Annotated in this window: 15 protein-coding genes and 2 pseudogenes; 10 read left to right on the top strand and 7 right to left on the bottom strand. The window is 55.5% G+C overall.

Going from position 1 to position 14,546, the window contains the following annotated elements:
• Positions 1-3: 3 nt before the first annotated feature.
• Entirely contained in the window at positions 4-939 is a 936-nt protein-coding gene (locus tag FHT85_RS17745; protein WP_112410929.1) for a UDP-glucose 4-epimerase family protein, read from the bottom strand.
• Positions 940-1,124: 185 nt separating this feature from the next.
• On the opposite strand from FHT85_RS17745, the gene FHT85_RS17740 reads away from it, so the two are divergent.
• From FHT85_RS17740 to FHT85_RS17725, 4 genes are all read left to right on the top strand, one after another.
• On the top strand, positions 1,125-1,700 hold the full coding sequence (locus FHT85_RS17740; RefSeq protein WP_112410928.1) for a sugar transferase: 576 nt from the start codon (positions 1,125-1,127) through the stop codon (positions 1,698-1,700).
• A 219-nt stretch (positions 1,701-1,919) separates the two neighbouring features.
• On the top strand, positions 1,920-3,242 hold the full coding sequence (locus FHT85_RS17735; protein ID WP_246780020.1) for an O-antigen ligase family protein: 1,323 nt from the start codon (positions 1,920-1,922) through the stop codon (positions 3,240-3,242).
• A 175-nt stretch (positions 3,243-3,417) separates the two neighbouring features.
• Complete coding sequence (locus tag FHT85_RS17730) at positions 3,418-4,566, top strand: glycosyltransferase family 4 protein (RefSeq protein ID WP_112410926.1); 1,149 nt, start codon at positions 3,418-3,420, stop codon at positions 4,564-4,566.
• A 436-nt stretch (positions 4,567-5,002) separates the two neighbouring features.
• Positions 5,003-5,323 (top strand): glycosyltransferase, encoded by a 321-nt coding sequence (locus FHT85_RS17725; protein ID WP_246780019.1) that lies wholly within the window; start codon positions 5,003-5,005, stop codon positions 5,321-5,323.
• An 88-nt stretch (positions 5,324-5,411) separates the two neighbouring features.
• Here the strand turns inward: FHT85_RS17725 and rfbA are convergent, their stop codons facing one another.
• The 6 genes and pseudogenes from rfbA to FHT85_RS30555 all read right to left on the bottom strand — a co-directional run.
• Positions 5,412-6,296, bottom strand: coding sequence for a glucose-1-phosphate thymidylyltransferase RfbA (rfbA, locus tag FHT85_RS17720; RefSeq protein WP_112410925.1), 885 nt, complete (start codon positions 6,294-6,296; stop codon positions 5,412-5,414).
• Positions 6,297-6,384: 88 nt separating this feature from the next.
• Positions 6,385-7,275: a dTDP-4-dehydrorhamnose reductase gene (gene rfbD, locus FHT85_RS17715; RefSeq protein ID WP_112410924.1), complete on the bottom strand. Its 891-nt coding sequence runs from the start codon at positions 7,273-7,275 to the stop codon at positions 6,385-6,387.
• A 3-nt stretch (positions 7,276-7,278) separates the two neighbouring features.
• The gene (gene rfbB / locus FHT85_RS17710; RefSeq protein ID WP_112410923.1) at positions 7,279-8,334 is read right to left on the bottom strand and encodes a dTDP-glucose 4,6-dehydratase; all 1,056 of its coding nucleotides are present in this window, start codon (positions 8,332-8,334) and stop codon (positions 7,279-7,281) included.
• 32 nt (positions 8,335-8,366) lie between these two features.
• Complete coding sequence (gene rfbC, locus FHT85_RS17705) at positions 8,367-8,939, bottom strand: dTDP-4-dehydrorhamnose 3,5-epimerase (RefSeq protein ID WP_112410922.1); 573 nt, start codon at positions 8,937-8,939, stop codon at positions 8,367-8,369.
• 172 nt (positions 8,940-9,111) lie between these two features.
• Complete coding sequence (locus FHT85_RS30995) at positions 9,112-9,249, bottom strand: hypothetical protein (protein WP_409527340.1); 138 nt, start codon at positions 9,247-9,249, stop codon at positions 9,112-9,114.
• A pseudogene (locus FHT85_RS30555) lies at positions 9,246-9,371 on the bottom strand (IS3 family transposase); the annotation flags it as partial. The gene FHT85_RS30995 and the pseudogene FHT85_RS30555, both read right to left, overlap by 4 nt.
• Before the next feature lie 102 nt (positions 9,372-9,473).
• Here FHT85_RS30555 and FHT85_RS17695 point away from each other — a divergent pair.
• From FHT85_RS17695 to FHT85_RS17670, 6 genes and pseudogenes are all read left to right on the top strand, one after another.
• Positions 9,474-9,709: pseudogene (locus FHT85_RS17695) on the top strand (IS3 family transposase); the annotation flags it as partial.
• A gap of 128 nt (positions 9,710-9,837) precedes the next feature.
• Positions 9,838-11,406, top strand: a complete 1,569-nt coding sequence (locus tag FHT85_RS17690; protein WP_112410920.1) for a hypothetical protein — start codon at positions 9,838-9,840, stop codon at positions 11,404-11,406.
• On the top strand, positions 11,403-12,098 hold the full coding sequence (locus FHT85_RS17685) for a WbqC family protein (protein WP_112410919.1): 696 nt from the start codon (positions 11,403-11,405) through the stop codon (positions 12,096-12,098). Before FHT85_RS17690 ends, FHT85_RS17685 begins: the two co-directional genes overlap by 4 nt.
• Positions 12,095-13,018, top strand: coding sequence for a glycosyltransferase family 2 protein (locus FHT85_RS17680; protein ID WP_112410918.1), 924 nt, complete (start codon positions 12,095-12,097; stop codon positions 13,016-13,018). Before FHT85_RS17685 ends, FHT85_RS17680 begins: the two co-directional genes overlap by 4 nt.
• Positions 13,005-13,637, top strand: coding sequence for a class I SAM-dependent methyltransferase (locus FHT85_RS17675; protein WP_112410917.1), 633 nt, complete (start codon positions 13,005-13,007; stop codon positions 13,635-13,637). The genes FHT85_RS17680 and FHT85_RS17675 overlap by 14 nt, the downstream gene beginning before the upstream one ends.
• Positions 13,634-14,299, top strand: coding sequence for an acetyltransferase (locus FHT85_RS17670; RefSeq protein ID WP_112410916.1), 666 nt, complete (start codon positions 13,634-13,636; stop codon positions 14,297-14,299). Before FHT85_RS17675 ends, FHT85_RS17670 begins: the two co-directional genes overlap by 4 nt.
• The last annotated feature ends 247 nt before the right edge of the window (positions 14,300-14,546 follow it).

Below are 14,546 nucleotides of genomic sequence, written 5' to 3'. Positions count from 1 at the left end.
AGTTCAGCGCCCCTCCGTCCCCGCACCGGCGACGGTTGCCGTCAGCCCTTCTTCAACCGAGTAAGGCGGCGACCAACCGGTGAGCGCGTGCGTCTCGCCGATGTCGACCTGAAGCGAGCCAAGCAACCGCTGCGCGGCGGCTCGACGTCCCAGAAGTGCGGCAAGTCCCTCGAGCAGCGCAGGCGGTACCGACAGCATCCAAGCCTTGCGCCCCGCGGCAAGAGATACTTTGGCGATCAGCTGGCCGATCGAAAGATCGTCGCCATCACTGATCAGGAAGACGCGGTTACCGACGGACAAATGCTTCGCGCAGAGCAGCATGAAATCGACGAGATTGCCGACATAAACGAGCGACCTGCGGTTTCGAACCGCACCGAACGGCCAAGGGAACGGCCGGGCAGCCCATTTCATCAGGCTAGCGAAATTCGCCTTGACGCCGGGACCATAGACGAGCGGCGGCCGGATGATGACGACCTCCATGCCCGTTTCGGCTGAAATCGCGAGCAAGGCTTCCTCGGCCTCCAGCTTCGAGCGGCCATAAGCATCTTCCGGATGCGGCACATCCGCAGCCTTGAAGGGCTTTCCCTCCGCCGTCTCTTCGCCGTTGACCTTGATCGAGCTTAGGAAAATGAAACGTTTCACGCCCGCGCCGGCTGCCTGTCGCGCCAGGTTGACGGTCGCATCGACATTGACGGCGCGGAATGCGGCCAACGGATCGGCGGCGCTCTCGTTCATGACATGGACGCGGGCCGCCAGATGGATAACGGTACCGACACCGGTAAGCGCGTCGGACCAATCCGTGTGGCTATCCATAGCCCCGATGGCGACGAAGCCCGGGCGGAAGCCGCGGCTGACCGGCCGATACTCCATCCGCCGGCGGGAAAGCTCCGCGCACAGAGCCTGCCCGACAAAACCCGTCGCACCCGTCACCAGGATCATCCGTGCACTGCCTCCGCTGTCTGCACCAAGATTAGCTCAGACATGCTTTGCACGGGATACTCGCTCGGAACAAGGGCGGGGAATCTTGCGGTGTATGGTTGTGCTTAGAATCTCAATATGAGATGCACAGGCAATGACGACCTTCATCACCCTTAGACCAGAGGGCGATGCAACGATAAGAGACGATGCTTTATACGATCGCCAAGCGCCTTTTCGATTTTCTCGCCGCTCTCGCCGCGACCATCATCTTTTTCATTCCGATCCTGATCGTTGCTCTCGCAGTGCGGCTGACCTCGCCAGGTCCGATTCTCTATTGGTCCGATCGGGTCGGCCGGAAAAACAAGATCTTCCGCATGCCGAAATTTCGCAGCATGCGCACCGATACGCCGGCGGTCGCGACCCATCTGCTCAAGGACGCGAATATCTATCTGACGCCGATCGGCTCCTTCCTGCGCAAGTCGAGCCTCGACGAGCTACCGCAGCTCTGGTGCATCCTGAAAGGCGAGATGAGCATCGTCGGCCCACGCCCGGCGCTGTTCAATCAGCACGACCTCATAGCCCTGCGCACGGAACGCGGCGTCGACGCGCTGCTGCCGGGCTTGACCGGCTGGGCGCAGGTCAACGGCCGTGACGAACTGCCGATCCCCGAGAAGGTGGCGCTGGACGAAGACTATCTGCGCCGACGCTCTTTTTTCTTCGACCTTAAGATCATTTTCCTGACAGTCTTAAAAGTGGTTCGACGCGACGGAGTTGCCCATTAACAAACAATCGGCAAAATCGACATCGTTGACGCATCGGCATGGGAAAATTGCCGTATTCCTGCCCCTTTGCGGCCATAGGGCCCGCCCTGGGAGCGAGAAATGCCGAATGATGAACCGATTCTGGGATGAAGGCGGACGACATTGGACGACTCGCGCATGAACAAACCGCATGCTGACCTTGCAGCCGAGCCAATCGGCGTCACAAAGGCTGGAAGCAGCATGACGAAACCGGTCGCGATCATCGGCGGCATTCTGTGGCTGCTGGTCGCCTCGCCGACCGTGGTCGAAAGCGACGCCTATCGCTATGCGACGGCGCTTCTCTCCCTGATCGCCCTCTATTATTACATGAAGGCGCCCATACGGCCGCGCACGGACTGGATCGGCTGGCTTTGCATGGGCTGGGCCTTCTATGTCATGGCACGGTTCCTCATTACCTTCTGGCTGACGCCGCAGCACGATATCGGCGCCTCGGATTGGCTTTATGCCTTCCCCTTCTTCTTCCCCATCATGGGCGTCGCCTTCCTGCTTTATGAGGAGCTGATGGAGAAGATCGTCGCGGCTTATTTCGCCGTGGTCCTCATCATGCTGGTCGCCACCCAGCATCTGCGCGAGGTCTTTGCCGGCGAAACCATCCGGCCGTTGATCATGAACAACCAGATCCACGGCGCCGTTGCCTGCGGCATGATCGTGATCTTCACCCTGTTCTGGCTGCTGCACAACCTGACGGACAAATCGAGTGACCGCCGGATCGCCCGCTTCGCCTGTATCGTTTCGCCCTTCATCTTCGCGCTCTGTTTCATCGCCATCTACGGCGCCAAATCGAAAGGCGTCTGGCTGGCACTTGGCATAACACTGCCTGTCCTGGCGCTCATTACGCTCACCTATTTGCGCCTGAAGAGCGGCGTCACCATCATCATCGCCGTCGCAGCCGTGTTGATCGCCGGCATCTATGGTGTCAGGCACAATCTCGACAAGACGGCCGGCCCGACTGTATCGGCAGCCATTTCCATAGTCGAAAATGTGGCCAACGGCCATGAGATGGGCGGCGTGGTTTCGAACGCCATCAGCTCGAGCAATACGCCGGTGTCGATGGACGAACGCCTGCAGCTCTGGTCGAACAGCTGGGAAGTCTTTTCCTCCGCACCGATCTTCGGCTGGGGCAATCGGTGGTTAGAGCGCTGGGCCGAGACGCGCTATTCCCATGTCCAATACACGCTGCTGCACAACGGCTACCTGGAAATCCTCGTGCGCTACGGCCTGTTCGGTGCAGCAATCATGGGCTTCATGCTCGCCACCTTCATCCGAGCCATCTGGCGCGCCCGCAAGGCCGGCATCATCCCGCGCGCGGCATGGCACGCCTATATCGCCTGCCTGTTCTTTTTCTCATTGACGCTCCTCAGCAACTCCAACAACCGCCTGGCGATCGGCGAAAGCCTGGCCTTCGCAAGCTCCGCCTTCGCCTGCTGGTGCCACATGCGACTGAAGGGGGAGTATTTGACGGCAGGGAAGTCTGCGCCGAGAGCCGCGACAGCCGCCATCTAAGCAATCACATATATCATTGAGAGCTAAACATTAAGGCGCGGGAGGTCTCATTGAGCCACCAAGAAGAGAACACTGACCACGAGATCTCACCCGAAACGATGCACCAAAACTTGAGTTGCACAAATGACGTGGCTCATCGCTCCAGGCGGGCGTCCGATTTTCTTGAGTCGTCACAATGGCTAAGATAGCTTTCATAGTTGCCGAGGACTGGTTTTTTGCCTCACATTTCCTCCCCATGGCACGGGAGGCAGTGGCGCTCGGTTTCGAAGTGGTCGTCATGACGCGGGTTTGCCGCCATGCCACGGCAATCGAAGCGACCGGTGCGAGAGTCATTGCCATCGACCTTAACCGCCGCAGCCTTAACCCTTTGGCCGCACTCGCGGTGATTAGACGGCTAATCCATATCTTGAAAACAGAACGCCCGTCACTTGTGCATTGCATTTCTTTGAAACCAATTCTGCTCGGTGGAATGGCCGCTGCCGCATCGGGAATCAATAAGCGCATATTTGCGATCACGGGGTGGGGTTATCTTGGTGTGCGGCAGAATATCATCAGCAAAACCGTTCGAGCCGTGGTCCGTTTGCTCATTATGAGGTTGATACGTTCGTCGGAAACAACGTTTCTATTCGAAAATGACGACGATCCAAGGTTTTTGGGACTTCATGCACACGACGACGCAGTGGAAATAGTGGGAGGAGCCGGCATCGATCCGGATGATTATCCGATCCAGCCGCTTTTGGAGGGGAAGCCACTTCGCATCGCTGTGGTCGCCCGGATGCTATGGTCAAAGGGCGTGGACACGGCTGTAGAGGCTGTCCAGCGCGCGCGCGCCAACGGCGTGGATGTGGAGTTGTCCTTATTTGGCAATCCGGATTTGGCCAATCCAAAGGCGATCACTGAGGCAAAACTCCGTGAATGGTCGACAGAGCCCGGCATAACCTGGCGCGGCGCAACGTCGGATATCTTAAGCGTTTGGCGCGAGCATCACGTCGCTTGTCTTCCATCCCGAGGCGGAGAAGGCTTACCGCGCACACTGCTGGAATCAGCCGCATGTGGTCGTCTGTCTCTGACAACGAATGTTCCTGGCTGTCGAGGTTTTGTGCGCCACGGGATAGACGGCTATGTTTTGCCGGTTGCGGATTCAGTTGCTTTCGCGACCGCAATAGCTGAGCTGGCCGCGCGTCCGGAGCAGATAGGCTTGATGGGCTTGAACGCGGCTGAACGCGTTCGAGAAGGGTATACGACCGCGAAGGTCGCCTCCGCTGTCGGCCGTCGTTACCTGACGATGATACAACCTACTTGGCGGAGCAATCCGGGCAAATAAATCAGCGCTGGCCTTAATGAGATCGCCTGAAGGCGCGGCGCCCATCTCCATACAGGTGGCAAAATTTTAGAGCAATCCGACGTGGTGCAAATCTGTTTCGACACCATCCGTGACGGTGTGAGTAAGGGAAAATTGTTGGTCCCCTACCATGGCATTGAAGGGAAACCCAGGCCGGCGAAAGCAGGTTCGCTTTGCAAACACGGTTCGATACTCAAATACCTACAAATGTCATATAACGGCGGAGGCGACAAACCATTTCCGAGCGCGTGAGAGCTGCACAGGTCAGTACCAGCCTTAACGTCGGAGAGGCCCGAACGCCTGATGCATACGTTGATCGCCAAAAGCGACCGCAGCCGCTTTAAGCATAACGTCGTCAGTCTGATGTCGATGGAACGCCGTGGCAGCACAAGCGACGTGCGGCAGGTCTGGGTGGCCCATGATCTTGCCTGCTTGCCGACAAGGGGACGAAGGGCTGCCGCGTGCCATTCTGGAGGCGGCTGCCTGCGGCCGGGCGATACTTACGACCGATGTGCCGGGCTGCCGTGATCTCGGGCGCGATGGGCTAGAAAGCTGGCTGGCGCCACCGTATGGTGCCCGTGCCATCGCGGAGCGCATCTGTGCGCTCGCGCAAGATCGGCAGTTGTTGGGGCAGGCGAGTGTCGATGCGCGCCAGCGGATCGCCTCGGATTTTGCCGAGGCGCATGTGATGGCACAGGTATTGGCGCTCTATCAAAGTTTCGCGGCAAAGCCAGCCTGATGTCCAGAGAAACAAACCGGAAGTCTGACGAGCCTACCGTCCGCCTGAACCGCCGCTAAAAAAGCAGCGGTTCACTCGATTGGCCAACTCAAAAAGTGATGTCATTTCGCGCTGTCGCGAGCTTCATCAGATACTGACCATAAGCGCTTTTGCCGAGTTTGATGGCGAGCTCTTCGAGCTGATCATCGCCAATATGACCCATGCGGTAAGCCACTTCTTCCGGGCAGGCGATCTTGAAGCCCTGACGTTTTTCCAGCGTTCCGACAAAGTCTGCGGCATCGAGCAGGCTGTCGGGCGTGCCGGTATCGAGCCAAGCGTAACCACGTCCCATCAGTTCCACCGACAACTGGCCGCGCTCGAGATAGGTGCGGTTGACGTCGGTGATTTCGAGCTCGCCGCGCGGCGACGGCTTCAGATTAGCGGCAATATCGATGACTTGTTCGTCGTAGAAATAAAGACCGGTGACCGCCCAGTTGCTTTTCGGCTGAGCCGGTTTTTCTTCGATCGACAGCGCCTTCATCGAACTATCGAACTCGACCACGCCGTAACGCTCGGGATCGGTGACATGATAGGCGAACACGCGCGCACCCGTGGTGACATCCGCTTTCGGGCGCATCAACTCCGGCAGGCCGTGGCCGTAATAGATGTTGTCGCCGAGGATCAACGCCGAAGGATTGGAGCCGACAAAATCCGCACCGATGATGAAGGCTTGCGCTAGGCCATCCGGGCTCGGCTGCACGGCGTATTTAATCAAAATGCCCCACTGGCTGCCATCACCCAGCAGGCGCTTAAAGGCCTCGTTGTCGTGCGGGGTGGTTATGATCAGGATTTCCTTGATCCCAGCCAGCATCAGCGTTGTTAGCGGATAATAGATCATCGGCTTGTCGTAGACCGGCATCAGCTGCTTGGAGACGGCCATGGTGATGGGGTAAAGCCGCGTGCCGGAACCGCCGGCGAGAATGATACCCTTCATGCTTTTTCCTTCGTGTAAGGGCGGACTTTCTGATCCGCGCTGATCGCTGGAATGCCTTGGCACCAAGAGGCGCACAGGCGAGATCCTTTTAACCTTTTGTACCACCCAGAAGCCGGTCTAGAACCACCGTTGTTGACTGTTTCCAGTCGGGCAAGATGATGCCGTAAGTGTTTGCCAGCTTGTCGTTCGACAGCCGCGAATTTGCTGGCCGTTTGGCCGGCGTCGGATACTCTTGCGTTGTGATGCGCTTAACGGAGATTTGCTTGCCGCTCTTTTCCTTGAGGCCCACAAAGATTTCCTCGGCAAAGTCCGCCCAGGTGGCTTCGCCGCTGCCGGTGAGATGGAAAGTGCCACGAAGTTTTGGATCGCTATTTGTCGCCAGACGTTTGGCAATAGCGATCACAGCATCAGCGATATCGAGTGCGCTGGTCGGCGTGCCGTGCTGGTCGGCAACAACATTCAAGGCATCACGGGTTTCCGCCAGCCGCAACATCGTTTTTACGAAGTTGGCACCGAAGGGAGAATACACCCAGGCGGTACGCAGAATGACATGATTAGGTGTTCCTGCTGCAACGGCTTCTTCACCCGCAAGCTTGCTCTGGCCATAAACGGAGACCGGACCGGTCGCGTCGTTTTCCCGATAGATGCCATTTTTGTCGCCCGGAAACACGTAGTCCGTTGAAAGATGCACGATAGGAATGTTCAGTTCGGCAGCCACTTCCGCCAGCACTCCCGGTCCCTTGGCATTAATGGCAAAGGCTAGTTCTGGCTCGCTTTCAGCCTTATCGACAGCCGTATAGGCGGCAGCCGACACAATCGCATCCGGCTTCACTGCGGACAGGACACGGCGGATTGAGGTCGGATCGGCAAGATCCAGTTCAGGCCGGCCGACGGCGACGATTTCCACGTCCGCCTGCTTCCCGCGCTCAATCATCGCGGTTACCACCTGCCCTTGTCTTCCGGTAACGGCAATGCGCATCACTCAGCCTTTCTTCAGAACGCCAAGACGTTCCCCAGAATAAACACCCTGACGCAGCGGCTGCCACCACCATTCATTGTCGAGATACCAGCGCACCGTGCGCTCGATGCCGCTGTCAAAATTCTCCTGCGCTTTCCAGCCCAGTTCCGTTTCAAGCTTGGTGGCATCGATGGCGTAACGCGCATCATGACCTGGACGGTCGGTGACATAGGTAATGAGATCCGCATGGGGTGTCGCCTTCGGGCGCAGCTGATCCATGAGGGAGCAGACGCGTTTGACGACGTCGATATTGCGACGCTCGTTGCGACCGCCGACATTGTATTTTTCGCCGAGGCGACCACGCGAAGCGATCAAATCGAGTGCGCGGGCGTGATCCTCCACATAAAGCCAGTCGCGGATGTTGATACCTTCGCCATAGACCGGCAACGGCTTGCCATCCATGGCATTGAGAATGATCAGCGGGATCAGCTTTTCCGGGAAATGATAAGGCCCGTAATTGTTTGAACAATTTGACACCACTACCGGCAGGCCATAAGTGCGGTGCCATGCAATCGCCAGATGATCACTTGCTGCTTTCGAAGCGGAGTATGGTGAGGACGGATCGTATGGCGTGACTTCCTCAAACAGGCCTTCATCACCCAACGAACCATAAACCTCGTCGGTTGAGACATGTAGGAAGCGGAAAGTTTCTTTAGGTGCCGGCGACAAGTCGTTCCAATAATGGCGGGCGGCCTCCAGCAGCGAGAAGGTCCCTATGACATTGGTCTGAACGAAATCGGCAGCACCGCTGATCGACCGATCGACATGGCTTTCCGCTGCCAGATGCATAATGCGGTCGGGCTTGAACGACGTCATCGCCTCCGACATCTTTTGCAGGTCACAGATATCGGCCTGGAGGAACTGGTAGTTCGCAGCCCCTTCGATTTCCTTCAGTGAGGCGAGGTTGCCGGCATAGGTCAGCTTGTCGACATTGAGCACTTCTGCGCCAACGTTTTTGATGAGGTGGCGCACGAGTGCCGAACCGATAAACCCCGCTCCGCCGGTCACGAGAATACGCATATGTCTACTCCGTTTTTCGTCAGTGCTTGTGGTCAGTTCCGGGTGAGATCAAAAGCGAAGGCCGGCGGCAGATCCGCCAGCTTCGGCTGTTTGGTGTCCTTGTCGGACAGGATCGCATTGTCAAGCGGCAGGGGCCATTCAATCCCGATAGCCGGGTCGTTCCAATAGAGGCCACGATCATTCTCGGCGCTATAGGCCGCAGTCACCTTGTAGAAAATGACGCTATCCGGCTCGAGCGTGGCGAAACCATGCGCGAAACCGGCCGGCACCCAAAGTTGCTCGCCGTTTTCCCTGGAAAGCTCGACGCCATACCACTGGCCATAGGTCGGCGAACCAATACGAATATCGACGGCGACGTCGAAAATTCTGCCCGCCAAGCAGCGCACCAGTTTGCCCTGCGCAAACGGGTCGAGCTGGAAATGTAGGCCGCGCACCGTGCCAACAGCTGCCGAAAGAGACTCGTTTTCCTGAACGAAATTAACGTCCGCAATATTCTCGCGGAACCAGCCATCCTTGAAAACTTCGGAGAAGTACCCCCGGTGATCGCCCAGTCGAGTCGGTATAATCTTGGCCAAACCAGCCAGCGGCAATCGTTCAATCTTCATAACGCACCCATCAGTTCATGAAATCTTTTTATAGTTTAGGTCTGTGGTTGCAAGTGTGGCATCCAGTGAAGCCTCGCCTTCTTACACGAAATTTCGAGAAAACCAGCTGGACGGTGGTCCGAAATGACGTGTTCTTATCGATCTAGCTATATTAATGATGACAGCTTGATAACTAGCCTTGTCCCAATCCGTCACTGACACTGAAGATATCGTCTTCGCCGAGATAGCATCCAATCTGCACTTTGATCATTTTCAACGTGATTTTCCCAAGATTGGCCTGCCCCCATGGGTGATCCGTTTGGAATGTCAGTGCATGCGTGGCCTGCTGGCCACCGTTGGCGTTGAAGCCGGTCCGCTCTGGCGAGACCAAATGGTCGGTTCGGGTGCCGGTGGCTTGTAGCCAAGCGATGGGTGCGGCCGCCCGGTCTTGTACAATCCTGTTTCATAACATTCATCTCTCTATGTTGTTGAAGAGAATAAGGTTTCCTGATCTCGATGCGATCCTGTAGGGTGTCGAAGGTTCTGCCGGGCATGATCTCGATCTGGCGTGCCCGCGGGGCGCTGAACTTCGATCGTTCGACCTACCACTACACCTCTCGCCGCGCCGATCAGGCGGCGCTGGAACGTCGCATTCGCGAGATTTGCGAGATCCGTGTGCGATATGGATATCGCCGCGCGCATGTGCCCATGGAACGCGAGGGTTGGGGCACCGAACCTACCGCATTTTCAGAGACTTGGGCCTGCAGTTGAGGAACAAGACACCGAAACGAACACGAGCCGGAGCTCCGGCTGCCCCCTGTTTAGGCGTCAACGCACTTGACGGAGCAATTTCAAATAGAGATTGGTTAGCCACCGAAGCGGCCTTTGCCCTGCGGGAGAGTATTTGGAGTTGTCTTTGATGAGCCCTTTCGAAACGCAGAAGCACGCAATCCCTTTCAGATGGCTCAATGCATTAATGTTATCCTGCTTGACTGTTTCTTTGGTTTTCTTTTGGCAGGGGCATATCGGGTTTAACCTGTGGGACGAGGGGTTCCTCTGGTACGGCGTGCAGCGTGTCCTTAATGAGGAAATTCCTATTCGGGACTTCATGGCCTATGATCCGGGTCGATACTATTGGTCTGCAGCACTGGCTACCATCATTGGAGATGGCGGGATTATCAGCGTCCGCGTCGCTGTCGCTGTGTTTCAAGCACTGGGTCTGTTCATTGGCCTTATGCTGATCACTCAGTCTTCGAAAAATCGGACTTGGAACGAACCTCTTTTCTTGGCCATCGCCGCCATCACATTGGGGGTATGGATGTTTCCGCGCCACAAGCTGTTCGATATATCGCTTTCGATGCTCCTAGTAGGGGCTTTGGCGTTTTTGATCCGAAATCCAACACCCCAGCGCTATTTGGCAGCTGGAATTGCTGTCGGCCTTGCCGCTTTTTTTGGACGGAATCATGGAGTTTATGGTGCTATTGGCAGCTTTGGCGTGCTGCTTTGGCTGGGAGTTCGTCCAAGATCCGGCATTGTGAAGGGCGCATTTTTTTGGACAGTCGGTGTCGCGATTGGTTTTTTGCCGATCATCCTGATGCTTCTTCTAGTGCCAAGTTTCCCCCTCGCCTATTTGGAGAGCATTCGCTTCCTATTTAAGCAGAACGCGACCAATTTGCCACTGCCTGTTCCGTGGCCATGGACCGTTGATTTCATGACATCTTCGATCAGTGACGCGATTCGGGCCTTCTTGGTGGGACTGTTCTTTATCGCCGTGCTTGCGTTCGGGTGGCTGGTATCCCTGTGGGCCTTGGCGCAGCGTCTAAAAGGAAGATCAGTAAGTCCGACACTCGTTGCGGCTGCTTTCCTCGCTATTCCATACGCGCATTATGCCTTCTCCCGAGCTGACGTCGGCCACCTCGCACAGGGCATCTTTCCCATGTTGGTAGGTTGCTTCGCGATCTTCGCGACATTAGGCCTTCGAGCGAAATGGGGGCTATCCATGTTCTTGTGCAGTACCAGCTTGTGGGTCATGAGCGTACAGCATCCGGGCTGGCAATGCATGGTCAGCGGGGGGTGTGTAAACGTCACGGTCGCAGGTAGCGTGCTGCAAGTTGATCCAGCGACCGCGAACGACATTGCATTGCTCCGGAGCCTGTCGGATCAGTTCGCTACCGGTGGCAAGGGCTTTGTTGCCACACCATTCTGGCCGGGCGCCTACGCTCTGCTTAATCAAAAATCGCCAATGTGGGAGATTTATGCACTTTTTCCTCGGCAGGAGAACTTTGAGCGCACCGAAATTGACCGGATAAAAGCGTCTTCCCCAGGCTTCGTTCTTGTTCTCAATTTACCGCTTGATGGGCGCGAAGAGCTCCGGTTTCAAAACACTCACCCACTCACCTATAAATTCATCTCCGACAATTTTGAGCGGGTTCCATCTCAATCCCCTCCAGACTATGAGATATACAAAGCCAAGGGCTCCAATCCATGAAAAAGATCGCGATCCTCCAATCCAACTACATTCCTTGGAAGGGCTACTTTGACCTGATCGCAGCGGTGGATGAGTTCATTCTCTATGACGACATGCAGTTCACGCGCCGCGATTGGCGCAATCGCAACCAGATAAAGACCCCTCAGGGCCTGTCCTGGCTGACCGTACCTGTAAAGGTAAAGGGCAAATATCACCAAACGATTCGCGAAACCGAAATCGACGGGCGAAAATGGGCAGCGTCGCATTGGAAGTCGATCGTCTCGAACTACAGGAAGTCGCGCCACTTCGACGAGGTCGCCTCGTTCCTCGAACCAATCTACCTCAACAGCAACCACGATTTTCTCTCGCCACTTAATCGCGAACTACTGGAGGCGATCTGTCGCTATCTCGGCATTACCACCTCCATCACGAATTCTTGGACTTATGACCTAGTCGAAGGTAAGTCCGAGCGATTGGCCGAACTTTGTGTTCAGGCCGGAGGAACGGAGTACATTTCAGGACCAGCGGCCCGAGACTATATCGAGGAAAGCGTTTTCCGCGAGCGCGGCCTTGGCTTAAGTTGGTTCGATTATCGAGACTACCCGGAATACCCTCAACTCTGGGGAGAGTTCGTGCATACGGTTAGCATTCTTGATTTGCTGTTCAATTGCGGAAAAGAAAGCCCAGCATTCATGAGATTCGTCCTCAAATGAAACTCTCGATCGTTACAACTCTATATCGTTCCGAGCGGTACATTGAAGAATTCTACCGCCGGGCAAGCGCAGCCGCCCGTGAAATTGTCGGGGACGACTACGAGATCATATTCGTCAATGATGGGTCACCTGACAATAGCCTCGACCTAGCCGTAGAGATGCTGGATTCAGATGATCATGTGGTTGTGGTTGACCTTTCGCGCAATTTTGGCCACCACAAGGCAATGATGACCGGTTTGGCTCATACCGTAGGTGAGCGGGTGTTCTTGCTCGATAGCGACCTGGAGGAAGAGCCGGAATACCTGCGGGCGTTCGCTGAACATATGAGATCGGGTTCGGCCGATGTCGTCTACGGTGTGCAGCCACAGAGGAAAGGCGGTTGGTTTGAGCGCATCAGCGGAGAGCTGTTCTACAGGTTTTTTGATGCTCTGACGGGTACTGCCCTGCCAAGGAATGTCGTGACAGCGCGTCTTATGAGCCGAAGATATGTTGATGCGCTCCTGATGCATGAAGAAAGAGAAGTATTCATGGCTGGACTTTGGCACATCACAGGTTTTCGGCAGCTACCCATGCAGATGACCAAACATAGCACGAGCGAAACGACGTATACGTTCAGAAAGAAGATGTCACTGCTTGTTAACTCTGTAACTTCTTTCAGCAACGCTCCCCTGATCGGCATATTTTATATCGGCGCTATGATTTCGTTGATTGCTATAGCGTATATCCTGTACTTACTTTTGCATTGGGCCTTCTTTACTCGGCCCCTCAGCGGCTGGACATCGGTCATCGCATCGGTATGGCTGCTTGGGGGAATGATCATCTCGTTCATTGGCGTGGTCGGCATCTATCTTTCGAAGATATTCTCCGAGACAAAGCGGCGCCCTTACACCATTGTGAGACACATTTATGCAAGACGATAACGATGCGATCTTAGAGAAGGTCGCAAGCTACTATTCCAGCAAGCTCGCCGAGCACGGCCAGTCCGCACGTGGCGTTGACTGGAACGGCGCAGAAGGCCAAACCCTTCGATTCGAGCAATTGAGCAAGGTTATTTCTCTGTCGAGGGAATTCTCGGTCAACGATTTGGGGTGCGGTTACGGCGCCTATTTCGACTATCTCCGATCGAGACATGATTTGCTTCATTACCGCGGCTTTGATCTTTCCGCAGAAATGATCTTTGCAGCGCAACAGCGTTTTGCAGGCAATGACGAGGCGCATTTTGCGGTGACTGGAGAACCGGATGCCGTGGCCGACTACGGGGTAGCCAGTGGGATATTTAATGTTCGTCTTGATAGCACTGACGATGCCTGGCGCTCACATGTGCTACGGACGCTTGATATGCTTAACAAGACCAGCCACCGGGGTTTTTCGTTTAACTGCCTCACATCATATTCCGATCAAGACCGAATGCGGGATTATCTTTACTACGCCGATCCATGTGACCTGTTCGATCATTGCAAGCGCACCTACTCCCGTGATGTGGCGCTATTGCACGACTACGGACTCTACGAATTCACAATAGTGGTGAGGAAGTCATGAAAAAACGACTAGTAATTTTCGGGACTGGCGACATCGCCCAGATCGCCCACTCTTACTTCTCAACGGACTCGGAGTATGAAGTTATCGCCTTCACAGTCGATGGAGCATATTTGAGCGAAGCTGAGTTTTGCGGATTGCCGGTCGTTCCATTCGAAGCAGTAACCGAAACGTTCCCTCCCTCTGACTGCGCCATGTTCGTCGCCCTGAGCTACACGAAGCTGAACGCGCTACGGCGCGAGAAATACGAGGCCGCCAAGGCTAATGGTTATGAAATCGCAAGTTATGTCAGTTCCGGCGCCAACGTGCTGAACGGCGGGCACATCGGGGAAAACTGCTTCATTTTTGAAGACAACACAATTCAGCCATTTTCCACTATCGGCGACAACGTGATACTGTGGAGTGGAAACCACATCGGGCACCATTCAACGATCGGCAACCATACATTCATAGCTTCACATGTTGTGGTATCGGGTGGCGTAGAGATCGGAGAGCAATGCTTCATCGGAGTAAACGTCACCCTGCGTGATCATATCAAGGTCGGGGATCGCTGCGTGATTGGCGCTGGCGCGCTCATTCTCGCCGACGCAGAACCCGAAGGAGTATATATGGCGCAGGCTACCGAACGCTCACGGGTACCCAGTACAAAGCTGCGGAAGATATGAGTAGGAGGCGGATTAAGCTGGGGCGCATATTCAGCGCGGAATCTAACTCCGAATGGATGTACTCACATGCTTCGGTGCCAATCGGTGAGCATCTCCACGATAATACATTCAAAATATACCTCAGCACCCGCGGCCGGCAGAATAGAAATTATACCGCTTACGTCACGATCGATATAACTCAGCCTAGGAAAATTTTTAGAGGTATTCGCAGCGCCGATGCTTCAGCCAGGCGCAAAGGGAGAATTTG

The organism is Rhizobium sp. BK312, from assembly GCF_014193605.1.
GTDB lineage: Bacteria > Pseudomonadota > Alphaproteobacteria > Rhizobiales > Rhizobiaceae > Rhizobium.
Note: the sequence above shows the minus strand (reverse complement) of the source record. Positions and strands in the feature narration are given on the sequence as shown.

Bases quoted from the DNA above. Each gene is read 5' to 3' on its own strand.
- FHT85_RS17740 (WP_112410928.1), top strand. From the start codon at position 1,125: ATGCTTTATACGATCGCCAAGCGCCTTTTCGATTTTCTCGCCGCTCTC.
- FHT85_RS17725 (WP_246780019.1), top strand. From the start codon at position 5,003: ATGATCTTGCCTGCTTGCCGACAAGGGGACGAAGGGCTGCCGCGTGCC.
- FHT85_RS17675 (WP_112410917.1), top strand. From the start codon at position 13,005: ATGCAAGACGATAACGATGCGATCTTAGAGAAGGTCGCAAGCTACTAT.
- rfbC (WP_112410922.1), bottom strand. From the start codon at position 8,939: ATGAAGATTGAACGATTGCCGCTGGCTGGTTTGGCCAAGATTATACCG.
- rfbA (WP_112410925.1), bottom strand. From the start codon at position 6,296: ATGAAGGGTATCATTCTCGCCGGCGGTTCCGGCACGCGGCTTTACCCC.
- rfbB (WP_112410923.1), bottom strand. From the start codon at position 8,334: ATGCGTATTCTCGTGACCGGCGGAGCGGGGTTTATCGGTTCGGCACTC.
- FHT85_RS17680 (WP_112410918.1), top strand. From the start codon at position 12,095: ATGAAACTCTCGATCGTTACAACTCTATATCGTTCCGAGCGGTACATT.
- FHT85_RS17690 (WP_112410920.1), top strand. From the start codon at position 9,838: ATGAGCCCTTTCGAAACGCAGAAGCACGCAATCCCTTTCAGATGGCTC.
- FHT85_RS17670 (WP_112410916.1), top strand. From the start codon at position 13,634: ATGAAAAAACGACTAGTAATTTTCGGGACTGGCGACATCGCCCAGATC.
- FHT85_RS17735 (WP_246780020.1), top strand. From the start codon at position 1,920: ATGACGAAACCGGTCGCGATCATCGGCGGCATTCTGTGGCTGCTGGTC.
- FHT85_RS17730 (WP_112410926.1), top strand. From the start codon at position 3,418: ATGGCTAAGATAGCTTTCATAGTTGCCGAGGACTGGTTTTTTGCCTCA.
- FHT85_RS17685 (WP_112410919.1), top strand. From the start codon at position 11,403: ATGAAAAAGATCGCGATCCTCCAATCCAACTACATTCCTTGGAAGGGC.
- FHT85_RS17745 (WP_112410929.1), bottom strand. From the start codon at position 939: ATGATCCTGGTGACGGGTGCGACGGGTTTTGTCGGGCAGGCTCTGTGC.
- rfbD (WP_112410924.1), bottom strand. From the start codon at position 7,275: ATGCGCATTGCCGTTACCGGAAGACAAGGGCAGGTGGTAACCGCGATG.